13 protein-coding genes are annotated in these 12,037 nt (G+C 67.6%); 12 read left to right on the plus strand and 1 reads right to left on the minus strand.

The genetic code is table 11. From position 1 onward, the window contains the following. The first annotated feature begins 54 nt into the window (after window positions 1–54). The gene (locus DEIGR_RS02955) at window positions 55–1,203 is read left to right on the plus strand and encodes a sensor histidine kinase (protein WP_058975137.1); all 1,149 of its coding nucleotides are present in this window, start codon (window positions 55–57) and stop codon (window positions 1,201–1,203) included. A gap of 23 nt (window positions 1,204–1,226) precedes the next feature. On the opposite strand, the gene DEIGR_RS02960 is transcribed toward DEIGR_RS02955, so the two are convergent. Beyond that, window positions 1,227–1,898, minus strand: a complete 672-nt coding sequence (locus DEIGR_RS02960; RefSeq protein ID WP_058975139.1) for a DUF4279 domain-containing protein — start codon at window positions 1,896–1,898, stop codon at window positions 1,227–1,229. 230 nt (window positions 1,899–2,128) lie between these two features. Between DEIGR_RS02960 and DEIGR_RS02965 the strand changes: the two genes are divergently transcribed. From DEIGR_RS02965 to nuoI, 11 genes are all read left to right on the plus strand, one after another. Further along, on the plus strand, window positions 2,129–2,464 hold the full coding sequence (locus DEIGR_RS02965) for an NADH-quinone oxidoreductase subunit A (RefSeq protein WP_058975141.1): 336 nt from the start codon (window positions 2,129–2,131) through the stop codon (window positions 2,462–2,464). Between the two features lie 124 nt (window positions 2,465–2,588). Continuing rightward, complete coding sequence (locus tag DEIGR_RS02970) at window positions 2,589–3,125, plus strand: NuoB/complex I 20 kDa subunit family protein (RefSeq protein ID WP_046843307.1); 537 nt, start codon at window positions 2,589–2,591, stop codon at window positions 3,123–3,125. Then, the gene (locus tag DEIGR_RS02975; RefSeq protein ID WP_322787149.1) at window positions 3,113–3,820 is read left to right on the plus strand and encodes an NADH-quinone oxidoreductase subunit C; all 708 of its coding nucleotides are present in this window, start codon (window positions 3,113–3,115) and stop codon (window positions 3,818–3,820) included. The genes DEIGR_RS02970 and DEIGR_RS02975 overlap by 13 nt, the downstream gene beginning before the upstream one ends. 148 nt (window positions 3,821–3,968) lie before the next feature. Next, window positions 3,969–5,138, plus strand: a complete 1,170-nt coding sequence (gene nuoD, locus DEIGR_RS02980) for an NADH dehydrogenase (quinone) subunit D (protein ID WP_058978509.1) — start codon at window positions 3,969–3,971, stop codon at window positions 5,136–5,138. Further along, complete coding sequence (locus DEIGR_RS20255; protein WP_153013603.1) at window positions 5,135–5,542, plus strand: hypothetical protein; 408 nt, start codon at window positions 5,135–5,137, stop codon at window positions 5,540–5,542. Before nuoD ends, DEIGR_RS20255 begins: the two co-directional genes overlap by 4 nt. 11 nt (window positions 5,543–5,553) lie before the next feature. Continuing rightward, entirely contained in the window at window positions 5,554–6,177 is a 624-nt protein-coding gene (nuoE, locus tag DEIGR_RS02985; RefSeq protein ID WP_046843306.1) for an NADH-quinone oxidoreductase subunit NuoE, read from the plus strand. After that, complete coding sequence (gene nuoF / locus DEIGR_RS02990; protein WP_058975145.1) at window positions 6,174–7,517, plus strand: NADH-quinone oxidoreductase subunit NuoF; 1,344 nt, start codon at window positions 6,174–6,176, stop codon at window positions 7,515–7,517. Before nuoE ends, nuoF begins: the two co-directional genes overlap by 4 nt. Next, on the plus strand, window positions 7,514–8,059 hold the full coding sequence (locus DEIGR_RS02995; protein ID WP_058975147.1) for a zinc metalloprotease: 546 nt from the start codon (window positions 7,514–7,516) through the stop codon (window positions 8,057–8,059). The genes nuoF and DEIGR_RS02995 overlap by 4 nt, the downstream gene beginning before the upstream one ends. Next, window positions 8,056–10,227 carry an NADH-quinone oxidoreductase subunit NuoG gene (gene nuoG / locus DEIGR_RS03000; RefSeq protein WP_058975149.1) on the plus strand — a complete coding sequence of 724 codons (2,172 nt, stop codon included), beginning with the start codon at window positions 8,056–8,058 and terminating at the stop codon, window positions 10,225–10,227. The genes DEIGR_RS02995 and nuoG overlap by 4 nt, the downstream gene beginning before the upstream one ends. Then, window positions 10,227–11,384, plus strand: coding sequence for an NADH-quinone oxidoreductase subunit NuoH (gene nuoH / locus DEIGR_RS03005; RefSeq protein WP_058975152.1), 1,158 nt, complete (start codon window positions 10,227–10,229; stop codon window positions 11,382–11,384). The genes nuoG and nuoH overlap by 1 nt, the downstream gene beginning before the upstream one ends. 36 nt (window positions 11,385–11,420) lie before the next feature. Further along, window positions 11,421–11,960, plus strand: a complete 540-nt coding sequence (gene nuoI, locus DEIGR_RS03010; protein WP_058975153.1) for an NADH-quinone oxidoreductase subunit NuoI — start codon at window positions 11,421–11,423, stop codon at window positions 11,958–11,960. The last annotated feature ends 77 nt before the right edge of the window (window positions 11,961–12,037 follow it).

Genomic DNA, 12,037 nt, shown 5'->3' on the forward strand with positions numbered 1-12,037 from the left:
GAGGGAAGCGCGTCACGGTCGCCCGCCCGCGCGGGGTAGACTGGACAGCAGTTCATGACGACTCCCGAACCGCCCACCGTGTTTGTCGTGACGTCCCAGGAAGCCCGCGCGCACGCGCTGCGGGCCCACCTGCCGCGCGTGAACGTCGTCCACGCCCCCCACGCCGAATTCCTGATGCGCGAATCGCACGTCACCATCCCCGACGTCGCCCTGCTGTACACCGACACCCACGGCGTGCCCCTGCACCAGGTGCTGCCCATGCTCCGCCAGCGCGCCGAACTGGGCGGCACCCACTGGCTCGCCGTCGGCTCCCAGGGCCTGGGCGAGATGCTCGGCGCGGGCGCCGACGCCCTGATCAGCGACGTCACGCCCCCCGAAGCCCTCGCGCTGCAGGTCCGCGCGCTGCTGGGCCGCGCGCAACAGTTCCGTGACACGCTGGGCCGCGTCGCCACCCTGCAGCGCCGCATGGACACCTGGGAGCACGAGGAACGCGTCCGCGACCAGCTGGTCCACATGCTCGTCCACGACCTGAAAAACCCCATCGCGGCCGTCATGGGCCTGCTGGAGATCGTGCAGGACGACCCCCGCGTGCCCGAGGACAACCGCGAACTGCTCAAGGTCGCCCGCGACGAGACCCAGCACCTGCTGCACCTCACCGTGAACATGCTCGACGTCCGCAAGATCCAGGCGGGCAAGATGAACCTGAAACGCGAACTGATGTTCACTCCAATGTTCCGTGAGGTCGTCGACCTCGCCCGCGGGGACGTCGGCAGCGGCCTGCGCGACCGCCACATCCGCGTCGAGGTCGAACCCGACCTGAGCCCCGCCAGCGTCGACCCGGAAATCCTGCGCCGCGTCCTGGCGAACCTGATCAGCAACGCCCTGAAACACACCACCACCGGCGGCCTGATCCTCGTCGTCGTCAAGGGCACCCCCGACGCCGTGCAGGTCACCGTCCGCGACGACGGCGAAGGCATCCCCGCCGACGACATCCCCAACCTGTTCGCCGCGTTCGAACAGTCCCGCCTGACCCTGCATGGCCGCTTCGACACCGGCATGGGCCTCGCGTTCTGCAAACTGGCCGTCGAGGAACACGGCGGGCAGATCTGGGTCGAATCCGAACGCGGCAAGGGCGCCACCTTCTACTTCACGCTCCCGCTGGCGCAGGACGCCGAGGACGACGACTTCGTCGAACTGGTGTAATCGGGCAGGGGAGAGGCGGCCGCTCAGGGCACCTCGGCCAGGGCTGGACCACCGGCGTACAGGTCGATGTCCAGGCCCGCGCCGAGCGCCGCCAGTCGGCTCAGGTCCTCCCGCTCGATCGGTATGCCCCACATCTGTTCCGCGTAACCGCGGTACCCGACCGTCACGCTGACGTCACAGGTATCAGCCAGTGTCCGGATGCGCGGCGCGGCCTCCTGCGTCAGATCCAGCAGGCGGGTCAGCTTGTCCTCGAACTCGCCGGGGCGGTCACCTTCGGGGCAGAGGGTCCAGCGGGTGAACGTCCGGCGTGATGGGCTGAAGCCGGGTCGTGTCCATTCGTCCCCGACGCTCCAGGCATCCGTGGGGTCCAGACCGGTGGCACGGGTGATGTCTTCGGCGCTGAGGGTCTCGCTGACGATGGACAACGCCACCCGCGCTCGCGCTGAAGCTCGCGCGCCCAGGATGTCCCAGCCGTCCGGTGTGGAGCGCACCATGACCACGAGGAAATAGTCCTCGCCCTGCGGCCTGAAGTGCACCTGCTGCACGTCACCGTCCAGCAGGACGCCGTGAACGCGTGGTTCGCCGTCGGTGGATTCGAGAACGTGCGGAGCAAAAAACTGGATGGTGGTGGCGCAGGTCGGTGAGCGGAGTTCTGCGAGGGCGGCCTGCTCGGCGGTCGGGTGGGGTGCGGGCATGTGGGATGACCATACCTGTGCCTGACGGGTGGGTGGTGGGCTGTTCGTGGCTGCGTGTCGTGTGAACCGTGATAAAACAGGGGCGTACCAACAGTTTTATGAAGTGCAGTTCGTTTCAGGACTTCTCTTTTTTTCCAGATCCTAGTGCCGTTTTTCACGAGCAGTATGTGGTGAGGGGCGGCGCAGACGCAGAAAGGAGACCGACCATCGAATACGCCAACTTCGTCATCATGCTGCTCGTCGCGCTCGGCATCGGCATCGTCGCCGTGCTCGCCAGCGCCCTGCTGGGCCCCAAAAAGGCCAGCCGCACCAAACTCATGGCCTACGAAAGCGGCAACGACCCCGAACGCGGCGGCGTCGGCACCGGCCAGCGCTTCCCGGTGCACTTCTACCTCGTGGCCATGCTGTTCATCATCTTCGACATCGAAACCGCCTTCTTCTACCCCCTGGCCGTCGCGTACCAGAAACTCATCCCCTTCGCCTTCTTCGAGGCCGTCACCTTCGTGCTCCTGCTGCTCGTCGGGTACGTCTACATCCTGAAGAAGAAGGTGCTGGAGTGGGCGTGAGGACTCGCTGCGATCGCCGTCTAACGGTCGAACCGTCCAAACGTCTGAGCGCTGGGACGCGGCTGGCTTCCTCCATGAGACCCTTTGACCTTTCGACATTCAGACCTGCACCGGAGGTGCGCCCATGCCACTGAAGGAACTGTTCGAGAAGGACTGGCAGGAACTGGAGTCCGAGGGGATCCTGTTTTCCAGCCTGGAGAAGCTAGTCGCGTGGGGGCGGAGTAACAGCCTGTGGCCCGCGACGTTCGGGCTGGCGTGCTGCGCCATTGAGATGATGAGCTCCACCGACGGCCGCAACGACCTGGCGCGCTTCGGGAGTGAGGTGTTTCGCGCGTCGCCCCGGCAGGCGGACGTGATGATCGTCGCGGGGCGCCTGAGCAAGAAGATGGCGCCGGTCATGCGCCGCGTGTACGACCAGATGCCCGACCCGAAGTGGGTGATCAGCATGGGCGCCTGCGCCAGCAGTGGGGGCATGTTCAACAACTACGCGATCGTGCAGAACGTGGACAGCGTCGTGCCGGTGGACATCTTCGTGCCCGGCTGCCCCCCGCGCCCCGAGGCGCTGATCTACGCCGTGATGCAGCTTCAGAAGAAGGTGCGCGGCGAGGCCTTCGACGGGCTGGGCCAGCAGCTGCCGATGGTGGACGCATGGACCCGCTGAAACCCGCAGACGCGAAACCCATGGGCCGCGAGGGCGTCGCGCAGTCCAGCACCAGCGCCGCGCCGGTCGTCCCGTCCCCGGTCCCGGTGATTCCGGCGGCGCCCAGCCGCGACGTGACCGGCCTGATCGCCGAGCTGGGCCTGACCGAGGACCACGCCGCTGAACCCACCGCCCTGGTCACGCCCGGCGACCTGCACCGCGCTGCGCAGGCCCTCAAGGACCACGGGTTCATGCTGATGGACACCGTCGGCATTGACTACAGCACGTACACCGAAGCCCGACCCAAACGCTTCGCGGTGCTGCACAACATCTACCACCCGCGCGACCACCGCCGCCTCTTCCTGCGCGTGTGGCTGGACGACGGCGAGATGCTGCCCAGCCTGTACCCCATCTGGCGCGCCGCGAACTACCTGGAACGCGAGGTGTACGACCTGATGGGCGTCACCTTCACCGGGCACCCCGACCTGCGCAAGGTCCTCACGCCCGACGACCTCGAAGGGCACCCGCTGCGCAAGGACTTCCCGCTGGGCGAGACGCCCACCCTGTTCCGCGAGGGCCGCCACCTCGACCCGGCCGCGTTCCGCGCGGGCCTCACCGGGCGCGACGCGGGCCTCACCGGGTACCGCGGCGAACTCCGCCGGGGACGCGGCGAGGACCGCCTGCCGCCCGTCATGCCGGAAGGAGGGCCCAAGTGATGTCGATGGTGGAAAGAAACCAGTTGATGGAACAGGCCCGCGAGGTCCTGCCGCTCCCCATCAACCATCACCCTTCACCCATCACCCTCACCGGAGGTGCGCGGTGACCACGGCACCTGAACGTCCCGGCGCGCTGCCCGAGGGGCAGATGCACACGCAGATCATGAGCCTGAACGTCGGGCCGCAGCACCCCAGTACGCACGGCGTGCTGCGGCTCGTGGTGGACATGGACGGCGAGTACGTCGTGAAGGTCACCCCGCACATGGGGTACCTGCACACCGGTTTCGAGAAGACCTTCGAGAACCGCACGTACCAGCAGGGCGTGACCTACGCGCCCCGCACCGACTACCTGCACTCCTTCGGGCATGAACTCGCGTACGTCCTCAGCGTCGAGAAACTGCTGCAGGCGGACGTGCCCGAGCGGGCCACCACCGTGCGCGTCATCCTGCACGAACTGGGGCGCATCCACAGCCACCTCGTGTTCGTCGGGACCGGCCTGCTCGACCTGGGCGCCCTGACGCCGTTCTTCTACGCCTTCCGCGAGAAGGAAGCCCTCCAGGACCTCTTCGAGGCCGTGTGCGGCTACCGCATGAACCAGGGGTACTTCCGCGTCGGCGGCCTGTACCGCGACATTCCCGACGACTGGGCACCCCGCGTGGAGAAGTTCCTCGACCAGATGGAACGCGGCGTCACCGAGTACACCACCCTGTTCGCGCAGAACCCCATCTTCCTCGACCGCGCCAAAGGGGTGGGTGTCATCCCGCCCGAGGTCGCCCTCGACCTGGGCCTCACCGGACCCAACCTGCGCGCCAGCGGCGTGCCCCTCGACCACCGCAAGGACAACCCCTACTGCGGCTACGAGACCTACGACTTCAACGTCATCACCAGCACCGACGGCGACAGTCTGGCGCGCTTCAACATGCGCCTCCTCGAATTCGGCGAGAGCATCAAGATCGTCCGCCAGGGCCTCAGGCGCCTCAAGCCCGGCCCGGTCAAGGACCCCAACCGCAAGATCAGCCTCCCACCCCGCCACGAACTCGAAACGAGCATGGAAGCGGTCATCCACCACTTCAAACTCGTCACGGAAGGCTTCCACCCGCCCACCGGCGAGGTGTACGTCCCCGTCGAGAGTGCGCGCGGCGAGGTCGGGTACTACATCGTCAGCGACGGCGGCAGCATGCCGTACCGCGTGAAGATCCGCGCGCCCAGCTTCGTGAACCTCCAGGCCCTCGAGTACGCCTGCGTCGGCGCGCAGTTCGCGGACCTCATCACGATCCTGGCAACCATTGACCCCGTGCTGGGCGACGTGGACCGGTGAACGCATTCGGTTTTCAGCGTGTTGAGCCAGGAGTCTGGCGCACGACTGAATTTGTGGCCGGAGAGGAAGTCGACTTTGATATTCGTGCGAGCAGTCTCTTGGAGTCGAAGTTAGCGCAAATTCAGGAGGTCTTTGCTCAGATCAAATCTTCTGAAAACAGGTACAGAACACTTGTGGCACATGACTTTGTGGTTGATGATCGCTGGTCGAATTGGTGTGGCATCGAGAATCCTGGGTTCGAAGCGTTGTATGAGTCTATGAAGTTGCGCTGGGTGGTTACGTCAACGAATGAAAGCAGTTTGTGGGGCTACATCCTCACTTATGAAAGTTTGCTTCCTGACTCAGTTGAATTACAGGGCTGGCTCGACTTCCAAGGTCAATTCATGCACACCGAAGTGGAATAAGGGGATATATCTTGAGTTACTTCGCTGAGAAACAACCACTGGTGGCGGATATCTTCAGCCGTTACCCGGATTCACCGCAGGGGCGGCGCAGCGCGCTGATGCCGCTGCTGCGCGAGGTGCAGGACGCGGAAGGCTTCGTGTCCGAATCTCGCATGGCGGAGATCGCGGCGCTGTGCGGCACGACCGCGACCGAGGTGCGCTCGGTCATGAGCTTCTACTCCACGTACCACACGCTCCCCACGGGCAAATACCACCTGCAGGTGTGCTCCACGCTGATGTGCGCGCTGGCCGGGTCGGACGAGCTGTGGGATCACCTCGTGGAGACGCTGGACGTGCAGCCGGGCGAGGTCAGCGCGGACGGGCGGTTCAGCGTGCAGAAGGTCGAGTGCCTGGGCTCGTGCGGGACCGCGCCGATGATGCAGATCAACGACGACGGGTACTACGAGAACGTGGGGCCGGGCAAGTGCGCGCGGATTCTGGCGTCGCTGCGAAACGATCTTCAGCCGCTGCCGGACAACCCGGTGCCGGTGACGGTGGGCGCGGACGGGCGGCAGGTGCTGGCGACCGGTCAGGCGATCGGGTCGAGCGTGACGGGCCTGCACCGCCTGCCGGAACAGGCCGGGGGTGAGGCATGACCGCCACCGCACCGACACCACCCAAACCGATCACCAGTGCGAAGGACCCGCGTTTCGCGCCGACGCTGTACGCGCACGTCGGGCAGGCAGACAGCTGGACGCTCGACTACTACCGCCGGAACGGCGGGTACGAACCGGTGAAACGCGCCTTCGCGATGGGCCCGGACGCCGTGATCGAGGAAGTGAAGAAGTCCGGTCTGCGCGGGCGCGGAGGAGCGGGCTTCGCGACCGGCCTGAAGTGGTCGTTCATGCCCCTGAAGGACGGCAAGCCGCACTACATCATCTGCAACGCGGACGAGTCCGAACCCGGCAGCTTCAAGGACCGCTACCTGCTGAGCGAGGACCCGCACCAGCTGATCGAGGGCATGATCATCGCAGGCTACGCCATGCGCGCCTCGGTGGGCTACATCTACATCCGCGGGGAGTACGTGCACGCCGCCGAACGCATGTGGGCCGCGATTCACGAGGCGCGCGAGGCCGGACTGCTCGGGCAGAACATCCTGGGCAGCGGGTTCGACTTCCAGCTGTACGTGCACCGGGGCGCCGGGGCGTACATCTGCGGCGAGGAAACCGCGCTGATGAACTCGCTGGAGGGCCTGCGCGCCAACCCGCGCCTCAAACCGCCCTTCCCGGCAGCGGCGGGCCTGTACGGGCTACCCACCACCATCAACAACGTCGAGACGTTCTGCGCCGCCACCCAGATCCTCCGCTACGGCGCGGACTGGCACGCGGGCATGGGCACCGAGAAGAGCAAGGGCATGAAACTCTTCCAGATCTCCGGCCCCGTCGCGCGGCCCGGCGTGTACGAACTGCCGCTCGGCACCACCTTCCGCGAACTCATCTACGACTGGGCTGGCGGCCCCCTGGAGGAGATGAAGGCCATCATCCCCGGCGGGAGCAGCTGCCCCATGCTGCCCTGGACGGACGCGATCCTGGATACGCCCATGGACTACGAATCCGTCGCGGCCGCCGGAAGCATGCTCGGCACCGGCGGTGTGACCCTGATCCCTAAGGCGGACTGCATCGTGAACGCCACCTGGAACCTCGTGCGCTTCTACGGCCACGAGAGCTGCGGCAAATGCACGCCCTGCCGCGAGGGCATCAGCTCCTGGATGACCCGCATGTACCAGAAACTCGTCACCGGACGCGGGCAGCCCGGCGACGTGCAGCTCATCCTGGACATGAGCGACAACATCGGCGGCCGCAGCTTCTGCGCGCTGGCCGACGCGTGCCTGGGCCCCGTGCTGAGCTCCATCAAGCTGTTCCGCGAGGAATACGACGCCCTGGCTGGCACCCAGCAGCCCCTGTACCCCGCGCGTAAGCGCTGGAAGGACGCATGAGTGCTGTCCTGATCGCCGCGCAGGTTCTGGCGGGACTGGTGACGTTCGTGTGCCTGCACGAGCTGGGACACGTCCTGATGGCGCGGCGCTACGGGGACCGCTCGGCGCGGTTCACGCTGCTGGGCCGCCGGAACGGAGCGTGGATCGTGGCGACCACCCACACGACCCTGGCCGACACGGACTCCTGGCCGGGCGTGAAGGTCGCGCTGGCCGGGCCGCTGTTCACCCGCCTGCTGGCCGAGGGGCTGGGGCTGCTGCTCGTGCTGGGCCTGACCCCGGCGGTCGCCCGGCCATTCGTGCTGACGGTGTTCCTGCTGTCCCGCACGGACTTCTGGCTGTACACCCTGCGGGACTTCGCCGCCGGGTACCTCGCGCGCCGGTCCCTGCCGGGCCGGGACATCGCGGACGCCGTGCGGGGCGGGGCGGCGCTGGTCGGGCGCAGTCAGGGGCAGCTGTTCGCGCTGCTGCTGGGCGTCTCGACGCTTGATCTGATCGTGGGCTGGCCGCGACTGGCCGCCACGTTGACTGGAGGTTCGCTGTGAAAGTCACTGTCGACGGCGTAGGCATCGACCTGCCCGCCGGAACGTCCGCCATCGACGCGGTGTTCTCGGCTGGCGGGGACGTGCCGTACTTCTGCGCGCACAAGTACCTCTCGCCGGTGGGCGCGTGCCGCATGTGCCTCGTGGAATCCGGGTCGCCCCGGAAGAATCCGGACGGGTCGTTCGTGATGGAAGGGGAGGGGGACGCGGCCACGCCGAAGATCTTCTGGTTCCCCAAACCCATGGCGTCCTGCACGATGCAGGCGACCGAGGGCATGCACATCCGCACCGCGAAGACGTCGGAGGTCGTGGCGAAGGCGCAGGCGGGCATGATGGAGTTCACGCTGCTGAACCACCCGCTGGACTGCCCCACCTGCGATAAGGGCGGCGCGTGCGAGCTCCAGGACCGTGCGTTCGAGTACGGGTACGGCGCGAGCCGCTTCGGCTTCGACCGCCGCCACGCGGAGAAGCACTACCCGCTGTCGGACTTCGTGATCCTGGATCAGGAGCGCTGCATTCACTGCAAACGCTGCGTGCGGTACTTCGAGGAGGTGCCGGGCCAGGAGGTGCTGGACTTCATCGAGCGCGGCGGGCACACCTTCATCGACACCGAGGAGGGCGGGCTGCCCACGGGCTTCAGTGGGAACATCACGGACATCTGCCCGGTGGGGGCGCTGCTGGACAACGTGGCGCGCTTCCGGGGCCGCAACTGGGAGTACGACCACACGCCGACCACCTGCACGCTGTGCCCGGTCGGGTGCAGCATCACGGTGGACGCCCGCAACGGCCGCCTGGAACGCATCGTGGCGGGCGAGAACCGCGACGTGAACGAGGCGTGGATCTGCGACGCGGGCCGCTTCGGTCACCCCTTCGCCAGCGAGGAACGCCTGACCACCCCCCTGATCCGCAATGAGGACGGCGCGCTGGTGCCCGCCACGTGGGACGAGGCGATCACCGCGATCAACCGCGGCCTGCTGGGCCTGCCGCTGGCGGACCTGGGTCTGTTCGTGGGTGCGGACGCCACGCTGGAGGAGGGTGCGGCTCTGGCGGCCCTGGCGGACGCGCTAAACGCCCGGCACGTGGATCACTTCCCGCGTCACTCGGTGTTCATCGCGCCGACCGCCACCCTGACGGACGTGGCGACCGCCGACGCCGTCGTCGTGCTGGGCGCGGACCTGGGCGAGGAAGCGCCGGTGCTGGAACTCCGCATCCTGGAGATGCTGCGCGGCGGCCTGCTGCCCGCCGAGTTCGCGCACGGCACCGCCATTGCCGACCTGCGCCTCGTGGAGCGCCCCGCCCGCAGGCCCGAGCGGCTGGCCGTGATCGGCGGCGAGTCGCGCCTGTGGGGGCACGCCGGGCACCGCGTCAGCGCGAACGGTGAGAACGCCCTGACCCGCCTCGCCCGCCCGGACACGGACGACCTGAAGGCCGTGCGCGCCCTGCTGGACAGCGCCGAGCGCCCCGTGCTGATCCTGGGCGCGGATGCCCTGCGCGGCGCGAGCGGCTCGGCAGCGGCGTTGCTGGCCGACCTCGCCTCGCGCACCGGGGCGAAGGTCATCGCGATTCCCGCCGGGCCGAACAGTAACGGGCTGGCCGCGCTGAACCTCGTGCCCCGCACGGGCGGGCTGGGGATCGAGCGCCTGGGCGAGGTGCCCGCCGCGTTCATCAGCCGTCTGGACCTGGGCACGCGCGCGGTGGGCTTCACGGTCGTGCACGACACGCACCTGACCGCCACCGCCCAGCTGGCAGACGTGGTCCTGCCCGCCGTGACGAACTACGAGAAGCGCGGCACCGTCCAGAACCTCGAAGGTCGCCTGCTGCCCCTGAATCCCGCCGCGATCCAGAGCGGCGAGGCGGCCGACCTGATCCGCACCCTGACCGCGCTGGCCGAGGCGCTGGGCGTGAAGGCCCCTGCGCGCGGGCAGCGCGGCGCGCAGACCCTGCTGACCGAACGGGTGGGCGTGAACACCGCCGGGATTCAGGCGGGCGGCGCGCTGCACAGCTTCGCCCGTACGTTCGTGGCCCCCGCCGCGCCCCACACGCCGAAACTCTGGACCGAGCGCATGCGTTCCCGGGACCGCGACTGGGTGGAGCGCATCCAGGATCTCGTGGAGGGCGGCTGGACGCTGCCGGTCGCACCGGCGGCACCTCAACCCGGAGGGGACGACTGATGCCCGACTGGCTCGCCACCCTGCTCATCTCGCTGCTCAAGGCGGTGCTGGTCGTCCTGGGGCTGCTGACCACCTTCGCGTATATGACCCTGATCGAGCGGCGCCTGCTGGGCCGCATGCAGCTGCGCCCCGGCCCGAACCGCGTGGGGCCCATGGGCCTGCTGCAACCCGCCGCGGACGCCATCAAGAGCATCTTCAAGGAAGACCTGACCGTCACCCTGGCCGACAAGCTGGTGTACACCCTGGCGCCCATCGTCGCCATCGGCATGGCCCTGACCGCGTTCGGGGGCCTGCCCGCCGGTCCCGCCGGGAGTCTCTTCGGCGAGAACCCCTGGGTGTACAACCTCGACACCGGCATCCTCGCGCTGCTCGCCCTGACCAGCATGGGCGTGTACGGCATCTTCCTGGGCGGCTGGGCGTCCGGCAGCAAGTACCCGATCCTGGGCGGCCTGCGGTCAAGCGCGCAGATGATCAGCTACGAACTCGGCATGGGCCTCAGCCTGCTGGGCCTGCTGATGATCGTCGGCACGACCTCCTTCCACGGCATTGTCGGCTGGCAGGCGCAGAACGGCCCGATGATCCTCTTCCAGTCGCTGGGCTTCGTGCTGTTCCTGATCTCGTCCTTCGCGGAAACCAACCGCACGCCGTTCGACCTGCCGGAAGCCGAGCAGGAGATCGTCGCCGGGTACCTCACCGAGTACAGCGCGATCAAATGGGCGCTGTTCCAGATGGCCGAGTACGTGAACATGATCACCGCGTCCGCCGTCATGGCCACCCTGTTCTTCGGCGGCTGGAAGGGCCCGCAGTTCCTCAACGGCCTGATCCCCGGCATTTCAGACTGGCCACTGATCTGGCTGATCGTGAAGATCGCGTTCTTCCTGTTCCTGTTCATCTGGGTGCGCGCTACCCTCCCGAGGTTGCGCTACGACCAGCTGATGCGTTTCGGCTGGAAACTCGTCCTCCCGCTGGCGCTGGCCAACACCGTCATGACCGCCGCGTTCCTCGCCTTCCGCGGCTCCGGCGGCCTGTGGTTCCTGGGCGTCCTCAGCCTCGCCGGTGTGCTCGCGCTGCTCGTCCTGAGCGACCGCGTCCGCGTCCTGTGGAACCAGTCCAGCATCCGCCCCGAAGGCGACATCGTCCGCGCCGGAGGCGACTGATGCGCGCCTCCCCTCACCCCACCACAGGAGCCAACCATGGGCGTTCTTGAAATAGCCAAGGGCATGGGCGTCACGCTGGGGAAACTGTTCCAGAAGCCCGTGACTGTCAGTTATCCCGAACAGCGCGCCACGCTGCAACCCCGCTTCCGCGGGCGGCACATCCTGACCCGCCACCCCGGCACCGGGCTGGAAAAGTGCATCGGCTGCTCGCTGTGCGCCGCCGCCTGCCCCGCCTACGCCATCTACGTGGAGGCCGCCGAGAACGACCCGGCCGCGCCCGTGTCGCCCGGCGAGCGCTACGCGAAGGTGTACGAGATCAACATGCTGCGCTGCATCTTCTGCGGCATGTGCGAGGAAGCCTGCCCGACCGGCGCGGTCGTGCTGGGCAACGAGTTCGAGATGGCCGACTACCGCTCCCGCGACTTCGTGTACGCCAAGGAAGACATGCTCGTCGGCGTGACCGGCAGCGTCCCGCAGCGCCGCGAGGCCACTCGATTGGGTAAACCCGTCCGCCTGGGCTTCCAGCTCGACGGCGGGCAGCCCCGCGCGGAACTGGAAGGAGTGAAGTACCAGTGAGAGTCTGGATGAACCGTCTGACAGTCCAAGGGTCTCAGTGTCTGAGAAATCCTGCGCTCCCTGGACCCTTTGACCCT

Source organism: Deinococcus grandis, assembly GCF_001485435.1.
GTDB classification, from domain to species: Bacteria; Deinococcota; Deinococci; order Deinococcales; family Deinococcaceae; genus Deinococcus; species Deinococcus grandis.